This is a genomic window from Citrobacter sp. CK191 (assembly GCF_030333435.1).
GTDB classification, from domain to species: domain Bacteria; phylum Pseudomonadota; class Gammaproteobacteria; order Enterobacterales; family Enterobacteriaceae; genus Citrobacter_B; species Citrobacter_B koseri.
Genome location: NZ_JAOWFX010000031.1, coordinates 100,351 through 124,155 on the forward strand (window position 1 = coordinate 100,351; position 23,805 = coordinate 124,155).

A 23,805-nucleotide genomic window follows, 5' to 3' on the forward strand; every position below is an offset into this window, starting at 1 on the left:
TATAAAAGAAGGCATACCAATGCCTTCTTTTTTTGACCGCAGTAGAGTGATACAGGAGTCCCAAAATGGAAATGACCAACGCTCAACGTCTGATTTTGTCTAACCAGTACAAAATGATGACCATGCTCGACCCGACCAACGCCGAGCGTTATCGCCGTCTGCAAACGATCATTGAACGCGGCTACGGCTTGCAGATGCGTGAGCTGGATCGTGAGTTTGGCGAACTGAAGGAAGAAACCTGCCGCACGATTATCGATATCATGGAGATGTATCACGCCTTACATGTGTCCTGGACTAACCTGAAAGACGCGCAGACCATTGACGAGCGTCGCGTGACGTTCCTCGGGTTTGATGCCGCAACCGAAGCGCGTTATCTGGGCTACGTTCGCTTTATGGTGAACGTGGAAGGGCGCTATACCCACTTTGATGCCGGTACGCATGGCTTTAATGCCCAGACGCCGATGTGGGAAAAATACCAGCGTATGCTGAATGTCTGGCACTCCTGCCCGCGCCAGTATCACCTGAGCTCGAACGAAATTAATCAGATTATCAATGCCTGAGGGGGTGAGCGTGCAGTGCAAAGGCTTTCTGTTTGATCTGGATGGAACGTTGGTTGACTCCTTACCCGTTGTAGAGCGGACATGGTGCAACTGGGCCGATCGTTTTGGCCTCACGCATGATGAAGTGCTGAGCTTTATTCATGGCAAGCAGGCTATCACCTCTCTGCGACACTTCATGGCGGGAAAGCCGGAAGAGGAGATCGCCGCAGAGTTTACCCGTCTGGAACAGATAGAAGCGACGGATACGGCAGGGATTGTGGCGTTGCCGGGCGCGGTCGAATTGCTGAACCATCTCAATAAAGCCGGTATCCCCTGGGCTATCGTTACTTCAGGCTCAATGCCGGTTGCGCGGGCGCGCCATCAGGCGGCCGGCCTTCCTGCGCCAGAGGTGTTTGTTACCGCTGAGCGCGTGAAACGCGGCAAACCGGAACCGGATGCCTATCTGCTGGGCGCCCAACTGCTCGGCCTCTCGCCGCAGGAATGCGCGGTGGTGGAAGACGCGCCTGCCGGGATTCTCTCCGGGCTGGCCGCCGGGTGTCATGTCATTGCGGTCAATGCGCCTGAGGACACGCCCCGCATTGCGGACGTCGATTTTGCCCTGAGCAGCCTTGAGCACATTTCCGTGACCAAACAGCCCAACGGAAACGTGGTCGTTCTTAGAAATACCTGAACATGATTTAGCCCCGCATTGTTGGGGCTTTTTTATGGCAGAATCAGTCCATCCCTCTCATTTAACAAGGATATGTTGTGAACGGTGAATTGATATGGGTTCTCTCCTTACTGGCGATTGCCGTTATCTTGTTTGCGACGGGCAAAGTGCGCATGGACGCGATTGCTTTGCTGGTCATTGTCGCCTTTGTTCTGAGTGGAACATTGAGCATCTCAGAGGCCTTTTCCGGCTTCAGCGATCCTAACGTTGTTCTGATTGCCGCCTTGTTCATTATCGGCGACGGACTAGTGCGTACCGGCGTCGCGACGGTCATGGGCGCCTGGCTGGTGAAAATGGCCGGTAGCAGCGAAGTCAAAATGCTGGTGCTGCTGATGATCACCGTTGCCGGGCTTGGCGCGTTTATGAGCTCAACCGGCGTGGTCGCGATTTTCATCCCGGTGGTGTTAAGTGTTTCTATGCGTATGCAGACCTCGCCTTCACGCCTGATGATGCCGCTCAGTTTTGCCGGTCTTATCAGCGGCATGATGACGCTGGTGGCGACGCCGCCCAACCTGGTGGTGAACAGTGAACTGCTGCGCGAAGGGCTGCACGGTTTTAGCTTCTTTAGCGTCACGCCGATTGGGCTGGTGGTGCTGTTCCTTGGCATTATCTACATGCTGGTGATGCGCTTTATGTTGAAAGGGGATGATGCGTCGCAGCAGCGTGATGGCTGGAAGCGTCGCGCCTTTCGCGATTTAATCAAAGAGTACCGTCTGACCGGTCGCGCTCGTCGGCTTGCCATTCGTCCAGGTTCGCCGATGGTCGGCCAGCGTCTGGATGACCTCAAGCTGCGTGAGCGCTATGGCGCGAACGTTATCGGCGTTGAACGCTGGCGGCGCTTTCGGCGCGTTATTGTTAACGTCAATGGGGTGTCGGAATTTCGCGCCCGCGATGTGTTACTGATCGATATGTCTGCCGCAGAGGTGGATCTCCGGGAATTTTGCAGTGAGCAACTGCTGGAGCCGATGGTTTTACGCGGCGAGTATTTTTCCGATCAGGCGCTGGACGTGGGGATGGCGGAAATCTCCCTGATTCCCGAATCGGAACTGATTGGCAAATCGGTGCGCGAGATCGGTTTTCGTACGCGCTATGGCCTGAATGTCGTCGGTCTGAAGCGTGACGGCGTAGCAATCGAAGGGTCGCTTGCGGATGAAGCGCTGTTAATGGGCGACATTATTCTGGTGGTGGGAAACTGGAAGCTGATTGGTCAACTGGCGAAGCAGGGCCGTGACTTCGTGGTGCTGAATATGCCTGTGGAAGTGAGCGACGCCTCCCCGGCGCACAGCCAGGCGCCGCATGCGATCTTCTGTCTGGTGCTGATGGTTGCGCTGATGTTGACCGATGAGATCCCTAACCCGATCGCAGCAATCATTGCTTGCCTGCTGATGGGGAAATTCCGCTGTATTGATGCAGAAAGCTCCTACAAAGCGATTCACTGGCCGAGCATTATCCTGATTGTCGGGATGATGCCTTTTGCGCTGGCGTTGCAAAAGACCGGCGGCGTTGATCTGGTCGTTAAAGGATTGATGGATGTCGGCGGCGGCTATGGCCCCTATATGATGCTGGCATGTCTGTTTGTGCTGTGCGCCACCATCGGGCTGTTTATTTCCAATACCGCGACCGCCGTGCTGATGGCGCCGATAGCCCTTGCGGCAGCGAAGTCGATGGGGGTGTCACCGTATCCTTTCGCGATGGTGGTGGCAATGGCGGCGTCGGCGGCGTTCATGACGCCGGTCTCCTCGCCGGTAAACACGCTGGTTCTGGGGCCGGGGAATTACAGTTTTAGCGACTTTGTTAAGATCGGGGTGCCGTTTACGATAATCGTTATGGCGGTATGCGTGGTGATGATCCCGGTGCTGTTTCCGTTTTGATTTTTTGCCGGATGGCGACGTAAACGTCTTATCCGACCTACTGCTACATTTGTAGGCCGGATAAGCGAATAGCGCCATCCGGCAAAACGATTTATAGCGGCGAATCCTGGCTGATTTCATCCAGCGAGAGGTGAAAACTGGGTACAAACACCGCCATAAAATAGTCCATCTCTTCGCTGCGGCGCGACGCCAGGGTTTTTTCCAGTCGCGTTTTTGCCAGCAGGAATTCATTATTGCCCGCCGATAACTCTTCCAGACACTTCAGATAGGCGCAAAGCGCGTCGGCTTGCTTCACAACTGATTTCTCTTCTTCGCTGTAAGCATGTTCGTCGATCAGCGGTGCAAAAATATCGCGCAGTTCGTCAGGAACCATATCCACCAGTTTTTGTTGGGCAATTTTCTCAATCGCTTTGTATTCCTGCGCGATTTGCGAATTGAAGTATTTCACCGGGGTCGGGAGATCGCCGGTCAACACTTCAGAGGCATCGTGGTACATCGCCAGTAGCGCAATACGCTCGGCATTGACCTGACCGCCGAATTTGCGATTTTTGATAGCGGCAAGCGCATGGGCGACCATTGCCACCTGCAAACTGTGTTCGGAGACGTTTTCGGTGCGCACGTTGCGCATCAATGGCCAGCGGTTAATCAGTTTCAGGCGGGAGAGGTGGGCAAAAAAATGGCTCTGCTTCATAGTGACCTTTTCATGATGACAACCTGAGGGTCATTGTGCGCAGAGAAGGCCATCGGATGCAAATACTCGTCTTGCTCACGTTGCATCCGACGGCCAGTTTACGGTTACAGCTGATGATATCCTGACAGGAAGCGCCCGAATTTACTCAGCGACATTTCAATGTCGTCAATACGAGGCAGCGTTACAATGCGGAAGTGATCCGGCCAGGGCCAGTTGAACGCGGTTCCCTGCACCAGCAGCACTTTTTCCTGCAACAGGAAGTCGAGCACCATCTTCTGGTCATCGTGGATGTTAAAGCGCTTCGCATCTATTTTCGGGAACATATACAGTGCGCCGCGCGGTTTCACGCAGGAAACGCCCGGAATATCGTTAATCAGCTCCCACGCGCGGTTACGTTGTTCATACAAACGCCCGCCCGGCATGATGAATTCGCTAATACTCTGGTAGCCGCCCAGCGCCGTCTGGATCGCGTGCTGTGCCGGAACGTTGGCGCACAGACGCATTGACGCCAGCATCTCCAGCCCTTCAATGTAGCCTTTGGCGTGTTTTTTCGGCCCATTCAGCACCATCCAGCCCTGGCGGAATCCGGCGACGCGATAGGTTTTGGATAGCCCGTTGAACGTAATGGTCAGCAAATCCGGCGCCAGTGCGGCGATAGAATGATGCTCAGCGTCGTCGTAGAGGATCTTGTCGTAAATCTCATCGGCGAAAATGATCAGATTATGTTGACGGGCAATCTCAACGATCTCCATCAGCAACTCTTTGGAGTAAACCGCGCCGGTTGGGTTATTCGGGTTGATTATCACAATGCCACGGGTACGCGGCGTGATTTTGGCGCGGATGTCGTCGAGATCCGGGAACCAGTCAGAAGATTCATCGCAAAGATAGTGTACCGCTTTGCCGCTGGAGAGCGAGACTGCCGCTGTCCACAGCGGGTAATCCGGCGCGGGAACCAGCATTTCGTCCCCGCTGTTCAGCAACGCCTGCATTGCCTGCACGATCAATTCGGATACGCCGTTACCAATATAGATATCTTCTACGGTGACGTCGCGCATGCCGCGCGCCTGGTAATGCTGCATGATCGCTTTGCGTGCGGAATACAGACCCTTTGAATCGCAATACCCCTGCGCCGTTGGTAAATTGCGGATGACATCGACCAGGATCTCATCAGGCGCTTCAAACCCAAAAGGGGCGGGGTTGCCGATGTTCAGTTTCAGAACTTTATTGCCTTCTTCTTCCAGGCGTTTCGCTTCTTTCAGAACAGGGCCGCGGATGTCATAACAGACATTTTCTAGTTTGCTGGATTTTTCAATGGGGGACATGAATCTTGACCTTTTTAGCTGTTATAGCCACTCCCTGCCGTGGAAGTCAGCACGGAACAATGTACTCCCACAGCGGTGAGTTTTGAAGGGTCAGCAGTAGAAGATTTTGCTCAGGCTTAGTGTGGGATTGTGCTGTTAAGTCCTGCTTTAATGCCATTCTTGCAGTTTTTATTACTGCTTTTATTTATTTTATTGGTTTTTTATTTTTAGTATCGGGCTTTTGTGTGGTTGTATGTTTTGTTAAAAAATAGTCTAAACTCAGGGAGGAAAGTGTTAGCGGCGTCAGCATAACTCAATTATCAGGAAAATACTGAATGCTTTTACGAAACTACTGTTATCGCCATGATCTGTAAACGTTAGGGTGTAAATCTATTGTTAAGTAGAATTAATGAGTAGTGGCGATCTTAATTAATTATTATTTAATATTTAAAAAGCACCTGCTGGTGAGATTAATAATACATAATTTTCTTAGTTAAGATAACATAATCACGCTTCAGATTATTCGTATTAAGGCTTATAAATATAGTGGTTTTGGGTTAAGATAAGCCCCAGGAAATGGTGCGCAGTCTGCGTTGTCTGCTAATTTTTATGACGAGCATCTATAACTAACTTGTTGCTCAGTAGGCTTTTTTTGTGTCGGTAAATGTCCGTTAACTTCTTTTACATTTACAAAATTACACGTTTATCCTTAGCAGAATTCCGTTGTTACCTAAAAAGGTATGCGTCTTCTCCTCGATATATCCCTGGTAATGACCTCTGGGATTATTCGAAAAGAAAGGAGAAGAGGTTGTTAGCAGCACCAAATACATTTTTACTTTCACTTGGTTACGCAAGTGAAACGGCGAGGGAAGCACATTACAAATGGAATTGTTTGTTTATGAACACACAGCATTAACCAGGTCAGCATGGTATGACCCGCCAGTAAGTGAAAAATTATGATAAATGCAAATCGTCCGATAATTAACCTCGACCTCGATCTGCTGAGAACGTTTGTTGCTGTTGCCGATCTGAACACGTTCGCCGCTGCGGCGGCGGCGGTATGTCGTACTCAGTCTGCGGTGAGCCAGCAAATGCAGCGTCTTGAGCAGCTTGTGGGCAAGGAGTTGTTCGCCCGTCATGGTCGTAACAAGCTGTTGACTGAACACGGTATTCAGCTTCTGGGTTACGCCAGAAAAATCCTGCGCTTTAATGATGAGGCGTGCTCATCATTGATGTTTAGCAATCTTCAGGGCGTATTAACAATTGGCGCTTCTGATGAATCCGCCGATACGATATTGCCTTTCCTGCTCAATCGGATCAGTTCGGTTTACCCGAAGCTTGCTCTGGATGTGAGGGTGAAACGTAACGCCTTTATGGTGGATATGCTGAAATCGCAGGAAGTGGATTTGATTGTTACTACGCACCGTCCGGGATCTTTCGAGTTCCTGAACCTGCGTACATCGCCGACACACTGGTACTGCGCGGCGGAATATGTGCTACAGAAGGGAGAACCGATCCCGCTGGTGTTGTTAGACGATCCCAGCCCGTTCCGCGATATCGTATTAGCGACGTTGAATGCGGCGAATATTCCCTGGCGCCTTGCCTATGTGGCCTCAACGTTAGCGGCGGTACGCGCGGCCGTAAAAGCCGGGCTGGGGATCACCGCGCGACCGGTCGAGATGATGAGCCCGGATTTACGCGTGCTCGGCGCTGCGGATGGATTACCGCCGTTGCCAGACACGGAATACTTACTGTGTCGCGATCCATCAGGCCAGAACGAACTGGCGCAGGTTATCTATCAGGCGATGGACAGTTACCAAAACCCCTGGCAATACAGTCAGTTTACTCCCGAAGGAGGAGACGATTCGCTGATGGTTGAAGGTGACTTTGAGTAGTCAGTCACAAAAAAAACGTTATAAAATGTAAGTGTAAAAAAGGGCCGCTGATGCTGAAAAAACATCCAGCGGTTCTTTTTTTATACAATTTACCGGCGTTTCGGACGTAAATGCGGGAAAAAGCCTAAAAAATCAGTAAGTAGTCATTAACCTGTTAATTTGGATGAAAAATGGGCACTGACGGTCTGGTTTTGTTTCCATGTTAAAAAACTAGAGAAATTGTTGCTGTTTTTTATGGCGGATTAACAAAAGCGTGTCACAGATCAAGAAAATACTCCCATTTAGGGGGAGGCATCTGCGTAAAATCCTGTCAAAATAGGAGTGTATTATCTCATTTACTTCACAACGGACACGATTCAACAACATTAAATTCGGGCTGGTGATGCGATCGAAATCAGTCAAAATGGCATTAAATGTTAATGGTGTTGGGTCGATGTAAATTAATGTGAGGGAACTTTTGTTAAAGTTGACAAAAGGTTATAGAAAGGAGTAAAAAACCACATCAATTAGCTGTTTAATCATTTTCTACAGTGATTGTAAGGTTTTTTTTATTCCTCCCCATGAATCGATGTGGCGTTCATCTGCCGAAAAGAGCAGAGAATTTGGCGCTACTTTTGATGAGTAAGCAATGAGTATGTCAACATCCACTGAAATCATCGCTCATCACTGGGCATTCGCTATCTTTCTTATTATTGCCATTGGCCTGTGCTGCCTGATGCTCGTCGGCGGTTGGTTTTTAGGCGGTCGCGCGCGCGCGAGGTCGAAAAACACCCCGTTTGAATCAGGTATCGACTCGGTCGGCTCCGCCCGCTTACGCCTGTCTGCCAAGTTTTACCTGGTAGCCATGTTCTTCGTTATCTTCGACGTTGAAGCGCTGTATCTGTTCGCATGGTCGACCTCTATCCGTGAAAGCGGTTGGGTAGGCTTTGTGGAAGCTGCAATTTTTATTTTTGTGTTACTGGCTGGTCTGGTTTATCTGGTGCGTATTGGCGCGCTGGACTGGACGCCCGCGCGTTCACGCCGCGAGCGTATGAACCCGGAAACGAACAGTATCGCTAATCGTCAACGCTAACCGCGAGGCATTAAGATGGATTATACGCTCACCCGCATAGATCCCAACGGTGAGAATGACCGTTACCCCCTGCAAAAACAGGAGATCGTAACCGACCCCCTGGAGCAAGAAATCAACAAAAGCGTGTACATGGGCAAGCTCGAACACGCGCTGCATGACATGGTTAACTGGGGTCGTAAGAATTCAATTTGGCCGTATAACTTCGGCCTTTCCTGCTGCTATGTCGAGATGGTGACCTCTTTTACCGCCGTGCATGACGTGGCGCGCTTCGGCGCGGAAGTACTGCGTGCTTCGCCGCGCCAGGCCGACCTGATGGTGGTAGCGGGAACATGCTTTACCAAGATGGCGCCTGTTATTCAGCGTTTGTATGACCAGATGCTGGAACCGAAATGGGTGATTTCCATGGGGGCATGCGCTAACTCTGGCGGTATGTACGATATTTATTCGGTTGTGCAGGGCGTTGATAAATTTATCCCGGTAGATGTGTATATCCCGGGCTGCCCGCCGCGCCCCGAAGCGTACATGCAGGCGCTGATGTTGTTGCAGGAATCAATTGGCAAAGAACGTCGTCCGCTCTCCTGGGTGGTTGGCGATCAGGGCGTTTATCGCGCCAATATGCAGTCAGAGCGCGAACGTAAACGCGGCGAACGCATTGCAGTAACGAATCTACGTACACCAGACGAGATTTAATTTGCGCCTGTCGGCAGCAGACTTCACTTCGCTTATCACTACATAAATAACGCGAAGCACTGCCGACTACCACGGACCATTTGCAATGGTGAACAATATGACCGACTTAACCGCGCAAGACGCTGTATGGCAAACCCGGGATCATCTGGATGACCCGGTCATTGGCGAACTGCGCAACCGTTTTGGGCCGGATGCCTTTACCGTTCAGGCGACCCGCACCGGGGTACCCGTTGTTTGGGTCAAGCGTGAACAATTACTGGAAGTTGGCGATTTCTTAAAGAAACTGCCGAAACCTTACGTCATGCTGTTTGACTTACACGGCATGGACGAGCGTCTGCGCACGCACCGCGACGGATTACCCGCTGCGGATTTTTCCGTTTTCTACCACCTGATCTCAATAGACCGCAATCGCGACATCATGCTCAAGGTGGCATTGTCTGAAAACGACCTGCATGTGCCGACGTTTACCAAACTCTTCCCGAACGCCAACTGGTACGAGCGTGAAACCTGGGAGATGTTTGGCATCACGTTTGACGGCCACCCGCACCTGACGCGTCTGCTGATGCCGCCGACCTGGGAAGGGCATCCGCTGCGTAAAGACTACCCGGCGCGCGCTACCGAATTCGATCCGTTTGAGCTGACCAAAGCCAAGCAGGATCTGGAGATGGAAGCGCTGACCTTCAAACCGGAAGACTGGGGGATGCAACGCGGCACCGAAAACGAGGACTTTATGTTCCTCAACCTCGGTCCAAACCACCCGTCCTCACACGGCGCATTCCGTATCGTTCTTCAGCTTGACGGCGAAGAAATTGTCGACTGCGTGCCTGACATCGGCTACCACCACCGTGGCGCTGAGAAAATGGGCGAACGCCAGTCCTGGCACAGCTACATTCCGTATACCGACCGTATCGAATACCTCGGCGGCTGCGTCAACGAAATGCCGTACGTACTGGCGGTAGAAAAACTGGCGGGTATTACCGTACCGGATCGCGTAAACGTGATTCGCGTTATGCTCTCCGAACTGTTCCGCATTAACAGCCACCTGCTGTACATCTCGACGTTTATTCAGGACGTCGGCGCGATGACCCCGGTCTTCTTCGCCTTTACCGACCGTCAGAAAATTTACGATGTGGTGGAAGCAATCACCGGTTTCCGTATGCACCCGGCCTGGTTCCGTATCGGCGGCGTCGCGCACGACCTGCCGCGCGGCTGGGATCGCCTGCTGCGCGATTTCCTGGACTGGATGCCGAAGCGTCTGGACTCCTACGAGAAAGCGGCGCTGCGCAACACCATCCTGAAAGGGCGTTCCCAGGGCGTTGCCGCTTACGGCAAGAAAGAAGCGCTGGACTGGGGCTGTACAGGTGCCGCGCTGCGTGCGACCGGTATTGATTTCGACGTGCGTAAATCACGTCCGTACTCTGGCTACGAGAACTTTGACTTTGAAATCCCGGTTGGCGGCGGCGTGTCCGACTGCTATACCCGCGTGATGCTGAAAGTCGAAGAGCTGCGTCAGAGTTTGCGCATCCTTGAGCAGTGCCTCAATAACATGCCGGAAGGCCCGTTCAAAGCGGATCACCCGCTGACGACGCCGCCGCCGAAAGAGCGCACGCTGCAACATATCGAAACCCTGATCACCCACTTCCTGCAAGTATCGTGGGGCCCGGTCATGCCTGCGAATGAATCCTTCCAGATGGTAGAGGCGACCAAGGGTATTAACAGTTACTACCTGACCAGCGATGGCAGCACCATGAGTTACCGTACTCGTATCCGTACCCCGAGCTATGCGCATTTGCAGCAGATTCCGGTGGCGGTGCGCGGCAGCCTGGTGTCTGACCTGATCGTTCATTTAGGTAGTATCGATTTTGTTATGTCAGATGTGGACCGCTAATTATGCACGAGAATCAACAACCACAAACCGAGGCTTTTGAGCTGAGTGCGGCAGAGCGTGAAGCCATTGAGCACGAGAAGCACCACTACGAAGACCCGCGTGCGGCGTCCATTGAAGCGCTGAAAATCGTACAGAAGCAGCGTGGCTGGGTGCCGGATGGCGCGATCTACGCGATCGCCGACGTGCTGGGTATTCCGGCGAGCGATGTCGAAGGCGTCGCCACATTCTACAGCCAGATCTTCCGCCAGCCGGTCGGTCGCCATGTGATCCGTTACTGTGACAGCGTGGTGTGCCATATCACCGGTTATCAGGGCATCCAGGCCGCGCTGGAGAAAAAACTCAATATCAAGCCGGGGCAGACGACCTTTGACGGTCGCTTTACGCTGCTGCCGACCTGTTGCCTGGGGAACTGCGACAAAGGGCCGAACATGATGATTGATGAGGATACTCACAGCCATCTGACCCCGGAAGCCATTCCCGAACTACTGGAGCGGTATAAATGAAAAACGTTATCCGTACTCCCGAAACGCATCCGCTGACCTGGCGTCTGCGCGATGACAAGCAGCCGGTATGGCTGGACGAATACCGTAGTAAAAACGGCTACGAAGGCGCGCGTAAAGCGCTGACCGGGCTGTCTCCTGATGAGATCGTCAATCAGGTGAAAGACGCTGGCCTGAAAGGGCGCGGCGGCGCGGGCTTTTCCACCGGTCTGAAGTGGAGCCTGATGCCGAAAGATGAATCCATGAACATCCGTTACCTGCTGTGTAACGCCGATGAAATGGAGCCGGGCACCTATAAAGACCGTCTGCTGATGGAGCAACTGCCGCACCTGCTGGTGGAAGGTATGTTGATCTCCGCCTTTGCCCTGAAAGCGTACCGTGGCTACATCTTCCTGCGTGGCGAATACATCGAAGCGGCTGTGCATCTGCGCCGCGCAATCGCGGAAGCGACCGAAGCCGGTCTGCTCGGCAAAAACATCATGGGCACCGGTTTCGACTTCGAACTGTTTGTTCACACCGGGGCAGGGCGTTACATCTGCGGTGAAGAAACCGCGCTGATTAACTCCCTCGAAGGTCGTCGCGCCAACCCGCGCTCTAAGCCGCCGTTCCCGGCAAGCTCCGGCGTATGGGGCAAGCCGACCTGCGTCAACAACGTGGAAACGCTGTGTAACGTCCCGGCGATCCTCGCGAACGGCGTGGAGTGGTATCAGAACATTTCGAAGAGCAAAGATGCAGGCACCAAGCTGATGGGCTTCTCCGGTCGCGTGAAAAATCCGGGACTGTGGGAACTGCCGTTCGGCACTACCGCGCGTGAGATCCTCGAAGATTACGCCGGTGGTATGCGCGATGGCCTGAAATTCAAAGCCTGGCAGCCAGGCGGCGCGGGAACCGACTTCCTGACCGAAGCGCACCTCGACCTGCCGATGGAATTTGAAAGCATCGGTAAAGCGGGGAGCCGTCTGGGTACGGCGCTGGCGATGGCCGTTGACCACGAAATTGGCATGGTGTCGCTGGTGCGTAACCTGGAAGAGTTTTTTGCGCGCGAATCGTGCGGCTGGTGTACGCCGTGCCGCGACGGCCTGCCGTGGAGTGTAAAAATTCTGCGTGCGCTGGAACGCGGCGAAGGCCAGCCTGGGGATATCGAGACACTTGAGCAACTGTGTCGTTTCCTCGGGCCGGGTAAAACCTTCTGTGCGCATGCGCCAGGCGCGGTCGAACCGTTGCAGAGCGCCATTAAATATTTCCGCGAAGAATTCGAAGCTGGCATCAAGCAGCCGTTCAGCAATACCCATGTGATTGGTGGTATACAGCCGAACCTGCTGAAAGAGCGCTGGTAATTGCGGGCTTACCCCTGCATCGCGATAAGTCATTCGATTAACGCTTAGTCCCTGACTAAGCCAACTGGAAGCATGCTGACTATGGCTACGATTCATGTAGACGGCAAAGAATATGAGGTCAACGGCGCAGACAACCTGCTACAGGCATGTCTGTCCCTCGGCCTTGATATTCCGTACTTTTGCTGGCACCCGGCGCTGGGTAGCGTCGGTGCTTGCCGCCAGTGTGCGGTGAAGCAATATCAAAACGCGGAAGATACGCGTGGTCGCCTGGTGATGTCTTGTATGACGCCTGCCACCGACGGCACCTTTATTTCTATTGATGACGAAGAAGCGAAACAGTTCCGCGAAAGCGTGGTGGAATGGTTAATGACCAACCACCCGCACGATTGTCCGGTCTGTGAAGAGGGCGGTAACTGCCACCTTCAGGATATGACCGTGATGACGGGCCACAACTTCCGTCGTTACCGTTTCACTAAGCGTACTCACCGCAACCAGGATTTGGGGCCGTTCATCTCTCACGAAATGAACCGCTGCATCGCCTGCTACCGCTGCGTGCGTTACTACAAAGACTACGCAGACGGCGCGGATCTGGGCGTATATGGCGCGCATGACAACGTCTACTTCGGTCGTCCTGAAGACGGTACGCTTGAAAGCGAATTCTCCGGCAACCTGGTAGAAATCTGCCCGACCGGCGTATTCACCGACAAAACGCACTCCGAGCGTTATAACCGTAAGTGGGACATGCAGTTTGCGCCAAGCATCTGCCAGCAGTGCTCCATCGGTTGTAACACCAGCCCGGGCGAGCGCTACGGCGAACTGCGTCGCATCGAGAACCGTTACAACGGGACCGTTAACCACTACTTCCTCTGCGACCGTGGTCGTTTCGGTTATGGTTATGTGAACCTGAAAGACAGGCCTCGTCAGCCGATTCAGCGTCGTGGCGATGACCTGATCACCCTCAACGCCGAGCAGGCGATGCAGGGCGCGGCGGATATTCTGCGTCAGTCGAAGAAGGTGATCGGCATCGGTTCTCCGCGCGCCAGCGTTGAGAGCAACTTCGCGCTGCGTGAACTGGTGGGCGCGGATAACTTCTATACCGGTATCGCTCAGGGCGAGCAGGAACGTCTGCAACTGGCGCTGAAAGTGCTGCGCGAAGGCGGCATTCATACTCCGGCGCTGCGTGACATCGAATCTTACGATGCAGTACTGGTGCTGGGCGAAGATATTACCCAGACCGGCGCGCGCGTTGCGCTGGCGGTTCGCCAGGCGGTGAAAGGCAAAGCGCGTGAAATGGCGGCGGCCCAGAAAGTGGCCGACTGGCAGATTGCGGCCATCCTCAACATCGGCCAGCGCGCTAAGCATCCGCTGTTTGTGACCAACGTTGACAACACCCGTCTGGACGATATCGCGGCATGGACTTACCGTGCGCCGGTGGAAGATCAGGCGCGTTTAGGCTTTGCCATCGCTCATGCGCTGGACGACAGCGCACCGGTGGTCGACGGCATCAGCAGCGATTTGCAGAACAAAATCGACGTCATCGTTCAGGCGCTGGCAGGTGCGAAGAAACCACTGATTATCTCCGGCACCAACGCCGGTAGCGCGGAAGTGATTCAGGCGGCCGCTAACGTGGCGAAAGCGCTGAAAGGCCGTGGTTCGGATGTCGGCATCACCATGATTGCTCGCTCGGTCAACAGCATGGGGCTGGGCATGATGGGCGGCGGTTCGCTGGATGACGCGTTAACCGAACTGGAAACCGGTCGTGCCGACGCTGTCGTGGTGCTGGAAAACGATCTGCACCGTCATGCAAGCGCCGTTCGCGTAAATGCCGCGCTGGCAAAAGCGCCGCTGGTGATGGTGGTTGACCATCAGCGCACGGCGATTATGGAGAATGCGCATCTGGTGCTCTCCGCCGCAAGTTTTGCGGAAAGCGACGGTACGGTCATCAACAACGAAGGCCGCGCGCAGCGTTTCTTCCAGGTTTATGACCCGGCCTATTACGACAGCAACACCGTGATGCTGGAAAGCTGGCGCTGGCTGCACTCGCTGCACAGCACCGTGCAGAACCGCGAGGTGGACTGGACGCAACTGGACCACGTTATTGACGCCGCGATCGCCGCAATGCCGCAACTGGCGGGCATTAAAGATGCCGCGCCGGACGCGACCTTCCGCATTCGCGGGCAGAAACTGGCGCGTGAGCCGCACCGTTACAGCGGTCGTACCGCGATGCGCGCTAACATCAGCGTTCACGAGCCGCGTCAGCCGCAGGATAAAGACACCATGTTCGCCTTCTCAATGGAAGGGAACAACCAGCCGGGCGCGCCGCGTTCGCAGATTCCGTTTGCCTGGGCGCCAGGCTGGAACTCCCCACAGGCGTGGAACAAGTTCCAGGATGAAGTGGGCGGCAAACTGCGTCATGGCGATCCGGGCGTGCGTTTGATTGAAGCATCTGAAAACGGTCTTGATTACTTCACTACCGTTCCGGCCAGCTTCCAGGCACAGGATGGTCAGTGGCGTATCGCGCCGTACTATCACCTGTTTGGCAGTGACGAAATGTCGCAGCGTTCTCCGGTCTTCCAGAGCCGTATGCCGCAACCGTACATCAAACTCAACCCGGCTGATGCCGCGAAGTTGGGCGTGAATGCGGGAACGCGCGTTTCCTTCAGCTACGACGGCAATACGGTAACGCTGCCGGTTGAAATCGCTGAAGGCTTAACGGCAGGGCAGGTCGGATTGCCGATGGGTATGCCTGGCATCGCGCCGGTTCTGGCGGGCGGTCGTCTTGAGAATCTGCAGGAGGCGCAACAATGAGTTGGATTACACCGGATCTGATCGAGATCCTGCTGAGCATTCTCAAAGCGGTGGTGATCCTGCTGGTGGTGGTCACCTGCGGGGCATTCATGAGCTTTGGCGAACGTCGTCTGCTGGGTCTGTTCCAGAACCGTTATGGGCCAAACCGCGTTGGCTGGGGCGGTTCGCTCCAGCTGGTCGCGGACATGATCAAAATGTTCTTTAAAGAGGACTGGATCCCGAAATTCTCGGATCGCGTCATCTTTACCCTGGCGCCGATGATCGCTTTTACCTCGCTGCTGCTGGCGTTCGCTATCGTTCCGGTTAGCCCGACCTGGGTTGTCGCTGACCTGAACATCGGGATTCTGTTCTTCCTGATGATGGCGGGCCTGGCGGTGTATGCGGTGCTGTTCGCCGGTTGGTCGAGCAACAACAAATACTCGCTGCTGGGGGCGATGCGTGCATCAGCACAAACGCTCAGCTACGAAGTGTTCCTCGGGCTTTCCCTGATGGGCGTGGTGGCGCAGGCCGGTTCATTTAATATGACCGACATCGTCAACAACCAGGCTGATATCTGGAACGTTATTCCGCAGTTCTTTGGTTTTGTCACCTTTGCCATCGCGGGCGTGGCGGTGTGTCACCGTCATCCGTTTGACCAGCCGGAAGCCGAACAGGAACTGGCCGATGGTTACCACATTGAATATTCCGGTATGAAATTCGGTCTGTTCTTCGTGGGGGAATACATCGGTATCGTTACTATCTCCGCACTGATGGTGACGCTGTTCTTCGGTGGCTGGCATGGCCCGTTCTTACCGCCATTCATCTGGTTCGCGCTGAAAACCGCGTTCTTTATGATGATGTTCATTTTGATTCGTGCGTCGTTACCGCGTCCTCGTTATGACCAGGTAATGTCCTTCGGCTGGAAAGTCTGCCTGCCGTTGACGCTCATCAACTTGCTGGTAACGGCGGCTGTCATTCTCTGGCAGGCGCAATAAGGGGCACAAAGACCATGACCTTAAAAGAATTGTTAGTAGGCTTCGGCACCCAGGTACGCAGTATCTGGATGATCGGCCTGCATGCGTTCGCGAAACGCGAAACGCAGATGTACCCGGAAGAGCCGGTCTATCTACCGCCTCGTTACCGTGGCCGTATCGTGCTGACGCGCGACCCGGACGGCGAGGAGCGTTGCGTTGCCTGTAACCTGTGTGCGGTAGCCTGTCCGGTAGGCTGTATCTCTCTGCAAAAAGCAGAGATGAAAGATGGTCGCTGGTATCCTGAGTTTTTCCGTATCAACTTCTCACGCTGCATTTTCTGCGGCCTGTGCGAAGAAGCCTGTCCGACGACGGCCATTCAGCTCACCCCCGATTTTGAAATGGGTGAGTACAAGCGCCAGGACCTGGTTTATGAGAAAGAGGATCTGCTGATCTCCGGTCCGGGCAAATACCCGGAATATAACTTCTACCGGATGGCAGGTATGGCAATCGACGGCAAAGATAAGGGCGAAGCAGAGAACGAAGCCAAGCCTATCGACGTCAAGAGCCTGTTACCGTAAGGAGAAGGGCAATGGAGTTCGCTTTTTATATCTGTGGCCTGATCGCCATTCTCGCAACCTTGCGAGTCATCACCCATACCAATCCGGTACACGCGCTGCTGTATCTGATTATTTCGCTGCTGGCGATTTCCGGGGTGTTTTTCTCGCTGGGCGCTTACTTTGCCGGTGCGCTGGAAATTATCGTTTATGCGGGCGCCATCATGGTGCTGTTCGTGTTCGTGGTCATGATGCTCAACCTCGGCGGTTCGGAAATCGAACAGGAACGCCAGTGGCTGAAACCGCAGGTGTGGATTGGCCCGGCGATTTTGTCGGCCATCATGCTGGTGGTGATCGTGTACGCCATTCTGGGCGTCAACGACCAGGGTATCGACGGTACGCCAATTAGCGCCAAAGCGGTCGGTATCTCGCTGTTTGGGCCTTACGTTCTGGCGGTCGAACTGGCCTCTATGCTGCTGCTGGCCGGTCTGGTTGTTGCCTTCCACGTCGGTCGCGAAGAGCGTGTGGGCGAAGTGCTGAGCAACCGTCCTGGTGACAGCGCGAAAAGAAAAACGGAGGAGCACGCATGATCCCCTTACAACATGGACTGATCCTCGCGGCGATTTTATTCGTGCTGGGCTTAACCGGTCTGGTTATCCGCCGCAATCTGCTGTTTATGCTGATTGGACTGGAAATCATGATTAACGCCTCCGCGCTGGCCTTCGTGGTCGCCGGAAGCTACTGGGGCCAGACGGATGGTCAGGTGATGTACATTCTCGCCATCAGCCTTGCGGCTGCGGAGGCGAGTATTGGCCTGGCGCTGTTACTGCAACTTCATCGCCGTCGCCAGAACCTGAACATCGATTCAGTAAGTGAGATGCGTGGATGAACATGCTTGCCTTAACCATTATTCTGCCATTGATTGGCTTTGTATTACTGGCGTTCTCTCGCGGTCGCTGGTCGGAAAACCTTTCCGCGACCGTTGGCGTCGGCTCCATTGGCCTGGCGGCGCTGGTGACGGCGTTTGTCGGCGTTGACTTCTTCGCTAACGGCAAGCAGGCGTTCAGCCAGCCGCTGTGGACGTGGATGTCGGTGGGTGATTTCAACATCGGTTTCAACCTGGTGCTGGACGGCCTGTCACTGACCATGCTCTCGGTAGTGACCGGCGTGGGTTTCCTGATCCACATGTTCGCCTCCTGGTATATGCGCGGTGAAGAGGGATACTCCCGCTTCTTCGCCTACACCAACCTGTTTATCGCCAGCATGGTTATTCTGGTGCTGTCCGATAACCTGCTGTTGATGTACCTCGGCTGGGAAGGCGTGGGTCTGTGCTCCTATCTGCTGATCGGTTTCTACTACACCGATCCGAAGAATGGCGCTGCGGCAATGAAAGCGTTTGTTGTGACCCGCGTGGGCGACGTGTTCCTCGCGTTTGCGCTGTTCATTCTGTACAACGAACTGGGCACCCTGAACTTCCGCGAAATGGTGGAACTGGCGCCAGCGCACTTCGCCGACGGCAACAACATGCTGATGTGGGCGACGCTGATGCTGCTGGGCGGCGCGGTAGGTAAATCTGCGCAGCTGCCGTTGCAGACCTGGCTTGCAGACGCGATGGCGGGCCCGACGCCTGTCTCCGCGCTGATCCACGCCGCGACGATGGTTACCGCCGGTGTTTACCTGATTGCCCGTACCCACGGCCTGTTCCTGATGACGCCGGAAGTGCTGCATCTGGTGGGGATCGTTGGGGCGATTACGCTGGTGCTGGCAGGTTTCGCCGCGCTGGTGCAGACCGACATCAAACGTGTTCTCGCTTACTCCACCATGAGCCAGATTGGCTACATGTTCCTGGCGCTGGGCGTCCAGGCGTGGGATGCGGCGATTTTCCACCTGATGACGCACGCCTTCTTTAAAGCGCTGCTGTTCCTGGCGTCCGGCTCGGTGATTCTGGCCTGCCACCACGAACAGAACATCTTCAAGATGGGCGGCCTGCGTAAGTCTATTCCGCTGGTTTATCTCTGCTTCCTGGTGGGTGGCGCGGCGCTGTCGGCTCTGCCGCTGATTACCGCCGGCTTCTTCAGTAAGGATGAGATTCTGGCTGGCGCGATGGCGAATGGTCATATCAATCTGATGGTTGCAGGTCTGGTCGGTGCGTTCATGACCTCCTTGTACACCTTCCGTATGATTTTCATCGTGTTCCACGGTAAAGAACAAATTCACGCTCATGCAGGGAAGGGGATTACGCATCACCTGCCGCTGATTGTGCTGATGGTACTGTCCACCTTTGTTGGCGCGCTGATTGTGCCGCCGTTGCAGGGGGTGCTGCCGCAGACGACCGAGCTTGAGCATAGTCGTGTGATGACCCTGGAAATTGCCTCCGGCGTGGTTGCGATTGTCGGCATCCTGATTGCCGCATGGCTGTGGCTGGGTAAACGTACTCTGGTGACTTCTGTCGCCAACAGTGCGCCGGGCCGTCTGCTGGGCACCTGGTGGTATAACGCCTGGGGCTTCGACTGGCTGTACGACAAAGTGTTCGTGAAGCCGTTCCTCGGCGTCGCCTGGCTGCTGAAACGCGACCCGCTCAATGCGCTGATGAACGTTCCGGCTATCCTTTCCCGCTTTGCAGGTAAAGGCCTGCTGCTCAGCGAGAACGGATATCTGCGCTGGTATGTGGCATCCATGAGCATCGGTGCGGTCGTTGTGCTGGCGCTGTTGATGGTACTGCGTTGAGTTTGAGGATTGTGGGTTGATGTCGGATGGCGCTGGCGCTTATCCGACCTACGGGAATCTGTAGGCCCGGTAAGCGTTAGCGCCACCGGGCAAAAAAGGCCGCAATCCGAAGTGAATTTTCTGTTGTGAGAATTCGTTGAAAATCAGGTCCTGATGGGACTTTAACAAGGAATAAAGATCGCCATGTTACTACCCTGGCTAATATTAATTCCCTTTATCGGTGGCTTTCTGTGCTGGCAGACCGAACGCTTCGGCGTGAAGGTGCCGCGCTGGATTGCGCTGATCACCATGGGACTGACGCTGGCGCTTGGCCTGCAACTGTGGTTGCAGGGCGGCTATTCACTGACGCAAGCCGCTGGCATTCCGCAGTGGCAGTCTGAGTTCATTCTGCCGTGGATCCCGCGCTTCGGCATCTCTATCCATCTGGCTATCGACGGTTTGTCGCTGCTGATGGTGGTGCTGACCGGTCTGCTGGGCGTTCTGGCGGTACTCTGCTCCTGGAATGAAATCGAAAAATATCAGGGCTTCTTCCACCTGAACCTGATGTGGATTCTGGGCGGCGTTATCGGCGTGTTCCTTGCCATCGACATGTTCCTGTTCTTCTTCTTCTGGGAAATGATGCTGGTGCCGATGTACTTCCTGATCGCGCTGTGGGGGCACAAAGCCTCTGACGGTAAAACGCGTATCACGGCGGCTACCAAGTTCTTCATCTATACCCAGGCGAGCGGTCTGGTGATGCTGATTGCCATCCTGGCGCTGGTGTTTGTACACCACAATGCGACCGGCGTCTGGACCTTCAACTACGAAGACCTGCTGAAAACGCCGATGTCGCACGGGGTGGAATACCTGCTGATGCTGGGCTTCTTCATCGCGTTTGCGGTGAAAATGCCGGTGGTTCCGCTACACGGCTGGCTGCCAGACGCGCACTCCCAGGCGCCGACCGCAGGTTCCGTTGACCTCGCCGGTATTTTGCTGAAAACGGCGGCTTACGGTCTGCTGCGCTTCTCGCTGCCGCTGTTCCCGAACGCCTCCGCCGAGTTTGCGCCGATTGCGATGTGGCTGGGTGTGATTGGCATCTTCTACGGCGCGTGGATGGCCTTCACCCAGTACGACATTAAACGTCTGATTGCGTACACTTCCGTTTCGCACATGGGCTTCGTACTGATTGCTATCTACACCGGCAGCCAGCTGGCGTACCAGGGCGCTGTAATCCAGATGATTGCGCACGGTCTGTCGGCAGCGGGTCTGTTCATCCTGTGTGGTCAGCTGTACGAACGTCTGCATACGCGTGATATGCGTATGATGGGCGGTCTGTGGAGCAAAATTAAATGGTTGCCTGCGCTGTCGATGTTCTTCGCGGTGGCGACGCTCGGTATGCCGGGCACCGGTAACTTCGTTGGCGAATTTATGATTCTGTTCGGTAGCTACCAGGTGGTTCCGGTCATTACCGTGATCTCAACCTTTGGTCTGGTGTTTGCTTCCGTTTACTCGCTGGCGATGCTGCATCGCGCTTACTTCGGTAAAGCGAAGAGCCAGATTGCCAGCCAGGACATGCCAGGGATGTCGCTGCGAGAGCTGTTTATCATCCTGTTGCTGGTCGTGCTTCTGGTACTGCTTGGCTTCTATCCGCAGCCGATTCTGGATACCTCGCATTCTGCGATGAGCAACATCCAGCAGTGGTTTGTTAATTCCGTTACTACTACAAGGCCGTAAATCGCCATGACAATAACTCCACAACACCTGATTGCGCTGCTACCGCTGCTGATCGTCGGCTTGACGGTGGTGGTTGTGATGCTCTCCATTGCGTGGCGACGCAATCACTTCCTCAATGCCACGCTGTCGGTCATTGGGCTTAACGCCGCGCTGGTTTCGCTCTGGTTTGTTGGCCAGGCGGGCGCGATGGACGTCACCCCGCTGATGCGCGTTGACGGTTTCGCCATGCTTTACACCGGGCTGGTTCTGCTGGCGAGTCTTGCCACCTGTACCTTTGCCTATCCGTGGCTTGAAGGCTATAACGATAACCAGGAAGAGTTCTACCTGCTGGTGCTGATTGCCGCATTGGGCGGTATTCTGCTGGCGAACGCCAACCACCTGGCGGCGCTGTTCCTCGGTATTGAGCTGATCTCTCTGCCGCTGTTTGGCCTGATTGGTTACGCCTTCCGTCAGAAACGCTCGCTGGAAGCCAGTATCAAATACACCATTCTGTCTGCCGCAGCGTCTTCCTTCCTGCTGTTCGGTATGGCGCTGGTGTACGCGCAGTCTGGCAACCTGTCGTTTGTCGCGCTCGGTAAGAGCCTCGGCGACGGCATGCTGCACGAACCGCTGCTGCTGGCGGGCTTCGGTCTGATGATTGTTGGTCTCGGCTTTAAACTCTCGCTGGTGCCGTTCCACCTGTGGACGCCAGACGTATACCAGGGCGCGCCTGCGCCGGTTTCCACCTTCCTGGCGACGGCGAGCAAAATCGCTATCTTCGGCGTGGTGATGCGTCTGTTCCTGTACGCGCCGGTAGGTGACAGCGAAGCGGTACGTATCGTGCTGGGCGTGATTGCCTTTGCCTCCATCATCTTCGGTAACCTGATGGCGCTGAGCCAGACCAACATTAAGCGTCTGCTCGGTTACTCCTCTATCTCTCACCTCGGCTATCTGCTGGTGGCGTTGATCGCCCTGCAAAGCGGCGAGATGTCGATGGAAGCCGTTGGCGTCTATCTGGCCGGTTATCTGTTCAGCAGCCTCGGCGCGTTCGGCGTGGTCAGCCTGATGTCCAGCCCGTTCCGTGGCCCGGATGCCGATTCACTGTTCTCCTACCGTGGTCTGTTCTGGCATCGTCCGATCCTCGCGGCGGTGATGACCGTGATGATGCTCTCTCTGGCGGGTATCCCGATGACGCTGGGCTTTATCGGCAAGTTCTATGTCCTGGCGGTCGGTGTGCAGGCCAGTCTGTGGTGGCTGGTTGCCGCGGTGGTGGTCGGTTCCGCGATTGGTCTCTACTACTACCTGCGTGTTGCGGTAAGCCTCTATTTGAGCGCGCCGCAGCAGCTTAACCGTGATGCGCCGTCTAACTGGCAGTACAGCGCGGGCGGTATTGTGGTTCTGATCTCCGCGCTGCTGGTTCTGGTGCTGGGTATCTACCCGCAACCGCTGATTAGCATCGTGCAGTTAGCTACGCCGCTGATGTAAGCGAAAGCAGAAACGAAAAAACCCGCCACGGCGGGTTTTTTTATGCCCTGAACGTCAGGACGTTAACTCAGCAACTGACGGCTGACCAGCGGCCCGCTGACGTTTTGCGCGGCGCGTTCCATTACTTCCTGAATCACCGACGACAGTTCGTTGACTTCAAACTTCGCGACATAACCATCCGCTTTAACTTTACGCACATGATCTTCGTTGGCGCTGCCGGAAAGGGAAGAGTGGATCACTACCGGAATTTTCTTCAGGCGCTCGTCGGTTTTGATCTTACGCGTCAGGGTGAAACCGTCCATCTCCGGCATTTCGAGGTCGGTCAGCACCAGGGCGATTTTCTCGCTAATTGGTTTGCCTTCCGCCTCCGCTTCTTTCGCCAGTTGCTGGATTTTCTCCCAGGCATCCTGACCGGTAACGTGCATCTGATGCGGGATCTCCATCGCATTCAGCCCTTTCTCCAGCATGGCGCGGGCAACTTTAGAATCTTCCGCCACAATCGCCACCGCACCCGGCGTGATGTTGAACTTGCTGGTTTTCAAATTGGTGGCGCGCAAGTCGTGATTTGACGGCACGATATCATAGAGAATTTGCTCTACGTCGAGCACCAGCGCCAGGTTGTTGGTCTCTTTGTCTTCATCCAGACAGGCAATGCTGGTGATATAGCGGCCGTTAACCGCTTTCTCGGCGGTATGCACCTGCTGCCAGTCCAGACGCATAATATTCTCGACGGACTCCACCGCAAATGCCTGTACGCTGCGCGCATATTCGGTGATCAGCAGGATGTTAAGCCCGTTCTCCGGTTTACACCCGGCCACGGCGGGCAGGTCGATGACCGGGATCACCTGATCGCGGATGTTGACCATACCTAAAAGCGGGGCTTTCATTCCGGCAGGGCGCGTAAATGTGGGCATTGGCACAATTTCGCGCAGTTTGAATACGTTGATGCCAAATAGCTCCGACTTCTGCTCATGCAGCGATGTGCCGAGACGGAATAACAGCAATTCAAAGCGGTTAGACAGGGTTAAGTTAGCCCTGTCATCAATATCTTTCTGGAAATTATCCATCGCAT

At 54.8% G+C, this 23,805-nt stretch carries 20 protein-coding genes; 17 read left to right on the top strand and 3 right to left on the bottom strand.

Features of this window, described 5'->3' with window-relative positions; translation table 11 throughout:
- Positions 1-65 precede the first annotated feature (65 nt).
- The 3 genes from OGV82_RS12120 (at position 66) to OGV82_RS12130 (ending at position 3,140) form a co-directional block, all read left to right on the top strand.
- Positions 66-560, top strand: coding sequence for a YfbU family protein (locus OGV82_RS12120; RefSeq protein WP_012131483.1), 495 nt, complete (start codon positions 66-68; stop codon positions 558-560).
- A complete protein-coding gene (locus OGV82_RS12125; protein ID WP_012131484.1) occupies positions 553-1,230 on the top strand; it encodes a sugar phosphatase in 678 nt (225 codons plus the stop codon). Before OGV82_RS12120 ends, OGV82_RS12125 begins: the two co-directional genes overlap by 8 nt.
- Positions 1,231-1,307: 77 nt before the next feature.
- The gene (locus OGV82_RS12130) at positions 1,308-3,140 is read left to right on the top strand and encodes an SLC13 family permease (protein ID WP_012131485.1); all 1,833 of its coding nucleotides are present in this window, start codon (positions 1,308-1,310) and stop codon (positions 3,138-3,140) included.
- 91 nt (positions 3,141-3,231) lie between these two features.
- On the opposite strand, the gene yfbR is transcribed toward OGV82_RS12130, so the two are convergent.
- Positions 3,232-3,831 carry a 5'-deoxynucleotidase gene (gene yfbR, locus OGV82_RS12135; protein ID WP_012131486.1) on the bottom strand — a complete coding sequence of 200 codons (600 nt, stop codon included), beginning with the start codon at positions 3,829-3,831 and terminating at the stop codon, positions 3,232-3,234.
- A gap of 104 nt (positions 3,832-3,935) precedes the next feature.
- Positions 3,936-5,153, bottom strand: a complete 1,218-nt coding sequence (gene alaA, locus OGV82_RS12140) for an alanine transaminase AlaA (protein ID WP_012131487.1) — start codon at positions 5,151-5,153, stop codon at positions 3,936-3,938.
- A gap of 935 nt (positions 5,154-6,088) precedes the next feature.
- On the opposite strand from alaA, the gene lrhA reads away from it, so the two are divergent.
- The 14 genes from lrhA (at position 6,089) to nuoN (ending at position 22,733) form a co-directional block, all read left to right on the top strand.
- A complete protein-coding gene (lrhA, locus tag OGV82_RS12145; RefSeq protein ID WP_012131489.1) occupies positions 6,089-7,027 on the top strand; it encodes a transcriptional regulator LrhA in 939 nt (312 codons plus the stop codon).
- 628 nt (positions 7,028-7,655) lie between these two features.
- A complete protein-coding gene (gene nuoA, locus OGV82_RS12150) occupies positions 7,656-8,099 on the top strand; it encodes an NADH-quinone oxidoreductase subunit NuoA (RefSeq protein WP_012131490.1) in 444 nt (147 codons plus the stop codon).
- A gap of 15 nt (positions 8,100-8,114) precedes the next feature.
- Positions 8,115-8,789 (top strand): NADH-quinone oxidoreductase subunit NuoB, encoded by a 675-nt coding sequence (gene nuoB, locus OGV82_RS12155; protein WP_012131491.1) that lies wholly within the window; start codon positions 8,115-8,117, stop codon positions 8,787-8,789.
- An 85-nt stretch (positions 8,790-8,874) separates the two neighbouring features.
- Positions 8,875-10,677, top strand: a complete 1,803-nt coding sequence (nuoC, locus tag OGV82_RS12160) for an NADH-quinone oxidoreductase subunit C/D (protein ID WP_012131492.1) — start codon at positions 8,875-8,877, stop codon at positions 10,675-10,677.
- Positions 10,678-10,679: 2 nt separating this feature from the next.
- Positions 10,680-11,180 carry an NADH-quinone oxidoreductase subunit NuoE gene (gene nuoE / locus OGV82_RS12165; RefSeq protein WP_012131493.1) on the top strand — a complete coding sequence of 167 codons (501 nt, stop codon included), beginning with the start codon at positions 10,680-10,682 and terminating at the stop codon, positions 11,178-11,180.
- Complete coding sequence (gene nuoF / locus OGV82_RS12170; protein WP_012131494.1) at positions 11,177-12,514, top strand: NADH-quinone oxidoreductase subunit NuoF; 1,338 nt, start codon at positions 11,177-11,179, stop codon at positions 12,512-12,514. The genes nuoE and nuoF overlap by 4 nt, the downstream gene beginning before the upstream one ends.
- 81 nt (positions 12,515-12,595) lie before the next feature.
- Positions 12,596-15,322, top strand: a complete 2,727-nt coding sequence (gene nuoG / locus OGV82_RS12175; protein WP_047463972.1) for an NADH-quinone oxidoreductase subunit NuoG — start codon at positions 12,596-12,598, stop codon at positions 15,320-15,322.
- Positions 15,319-16,296, top strand: coding sequence for an NADH-quinone oxidoreductase subunit NuoH (nuoH, locus tag OGV82_RS12180; protein ID WP_012131496.1), 978 nt, complete (start codon positions 15,319-15,321; stop codon positions 16,294-16,296). The genes nuoG and nuoH overlap by 4 nt, the downstream gene beginning before the upstream one ends.
- Positions 16,297-16,310: 14 nt before the next feature.
- A complete protein-coding gene (gene nuoI, locus OGV82_RS12185; RefSeq protein WP_012131497.1) occupies positions 16,311-16,853 on the top strand; it encodes an NADH-quinone oxidoreductase subunit NuoI in 543 nt (180 codons plus the stop codon).
- An 11-nt stretch (positions 16,854-16,864) separates the two neighbouring features.
- Positions 16,865-17,419, top strand: coding sequence for an NADH-quinone oxidoreductase subunit J (nuoJ, locus tag OGV82_RS12190; protein ID WP_012131498.1), 555 nt, complete (start codon positions 16,865-16,867; stop codon positions 17,417-17,419).
- A complete protein-coding gene (nuoK, locus tag OGV82_RS12195) occupies positions 17,416-17,718 on the top strand; it encodes an NADH-quinone oxidoreductase subunit NuoK (protein WP_000612644.1) in 303 nt (100 codons plus the stop codon). Before nuoJ ends, nuoK begins: the two co-directional genes overlap by 4 nt.
- Positions 17,715-19,556, top strand: coding sequence for an NADH-quinone oxidoreductase subunit L (gene nuoL / locus OGV82_RS12200; protein WP_012131499.1), 1,842 nt, complete (start codon positions 17,715-17,717; stop codon positions 19,554-19,556). The genes nuoK and nuoL overlap by 4 nt, the downstream gene beginning before the upstream one ends.
- A gap of 183 nt (positions 19,557-19,739) precedes the next feature.
- A complete protein-coding gene (gene nuoM, locus OGV82_RS12205; protein WP_012131500.1) occupies positions 19,740-21,269 on the top strand; it encodes an NADH-quinone oxidoreductase subunit M in 1,530 nt (509 codons plus the stop codon).
- Positions 21,270-21,275: 6 nt separating this feature from the next.
- Positions 21,276-22,733 carry an NADH-quinone oxidoreductase subunit NuoN gene (gene nuoN / locus OGV82_RS12210; protein ID WP_012131501.1) on the top strand — a complete coding sequence of 486 codons (1,458 nt, stop codon included), beginning with the start codon at positions 21,276-21,278 and terminating at the stop codon, positions 22,731-22,733.
- Positions 22,734-22,795: 62 nt separating this feature from the next.
- On the opposite strand, the gene OGV82_RS12215 is transcribed toward nuoN, so the two are convergent.
- Positions 22,796-23,800, bottom strand: coding sequence for a chemotaxis protein (locus tag OGV82_RS12215; protein ID WP_012131502.1), 1,005 nt, complete (start codon positions 23,798-23,800; stop codon positions 22,796-22,798).
- Positions 23,801-23,805 lie beyond the last annotated feature (5 nt).

Excerpts from the sequence above, each read along its gene's own strand:
- OGV82_RS12120 (WP_012131483.1), top strand. The coding sequence starts at position 66 with ATGGAAATGACCAACGCTCAACGTCTGATTTTGTCTAACCAGTACAAA.
- OGV82_RS12125 (WP_012131484.1), top strand. The coding sequence starts at position 553 with ATGCCTGAGGGGGTGAGCGTGCAGTGCAAAGGCTTTCTGTTTGATCTG.
- yfbR (WP_012131486.1), bottom strand. The coding sequence starts at position 3,831 with ATGAAGCAGAGCCATTTTTTTGCCCACCTCTCCCGCCTGAAACTGATT.
- alaA (WP_012131487.1), bottom strand. The coding sequence starts at position 5,153 with ATGTCCCCCATTGAAAAATCCAGCAAACTAGAAAATGTCTGTTATGAC.
- lrhA (WP_012131489.1), top strand. The coding sequence starts at position 6,089 with ATGATAAATGCAAATCGTCCGATAATTAACCTCGACCTCGATCTGCTG.
- nuoA (WP_012131490.1), top strand. The coding sequence starts at position 7,656 with ATGAGTATGTCAACATCCACTGAAATCATCGCTCATCACTGGGCATTC.
- nuoB (WP_012131491.1), top strand. The coding sequence starts at position 8,115 with ATGGATTATACGCTCACCCGCATAGATCCCAACGGTGAGAATGACCGT.
- nuoC (WP_012131492.1), top strand. The coding sequence starts at position 8,875 with ATGGTGAACAATATGACCGACTTAACCGCGCAAGACGCTGTATGGCAA.
- nuoE (WP_012131493.1), top strand. The coding sequence starts at position 10,680 with ATGCACGAGAATCAACAACCACAAACCGAGGCTTTTGAGCTGAGTGCG.
- nuoF (WP_012131494.1), top strand. The coding sequence starts at position 11,177 with ATGAAAAACGTTATCCGTACTCCCGAAACGCATCCGCTGACCTGGCGT.
- nuoG (WP_047463972.1), top strand. The coding sequence starts at position 12,596 with ATGGCTACGATTCATGTAGACGGCAAAGAATATGAGGTCAACGGCGCA.
- nuoH (WP_012131496.1), top strand. The coding sequence starts at position 15,319 with ATGAGTTGGATTACACCGGATCTGATCGAGATCCTGCTGAGCATTCTC.
- nuoI (WP_012131497.1), top strand. The coding sequence starts at position 16,311 with ATGACCTTAAAAGAATTGTTAGTAGGCTTCGGCACCCAGGTACGCAGT.
- nuoJ (WP_012131498.1), top strand. The coding sequence starts at position 16,865 with ATGGAGTTCGCTTTTTATATCTGTGGCCTGATCGCCATTCTCGCAACC.
- nuoK (WP_000612644.1), top strand. The coding sequence starts at position 17,416 with ATGATCCCCTTACAACATGGACTGATCCTCGCGGCGATTTTATTCGTG.
- nuoL (WP_012131499.1), top strand. The coding sequence starts at position 17,715 with ATGAACATGCTTGCCTTAACCATTATTCTGCCATTGATTGGCTTTGTA.
- nuoM (WP_012131500.1), top strand. The coding sequence starts at position 19,740 with ATGTTACTACCCTGGCTAATATTAATTCCCTTTATCGGTGGCTTTCTG.
- nuoN (WP_012131501.1), top strand. The coding sequence starts at position 21,276 with ATGACAATAACTCCACAACACCTGATTGCGCTGCTACCGCTGCTGATC.
- OGV82_RS12215 (WP_012131502.1), bottom strand. The coding sequence starts at position 23,800 with ATGGATAATTTCCAGAAAGATATTGATGACAGGGCTAACTTAACCCTG.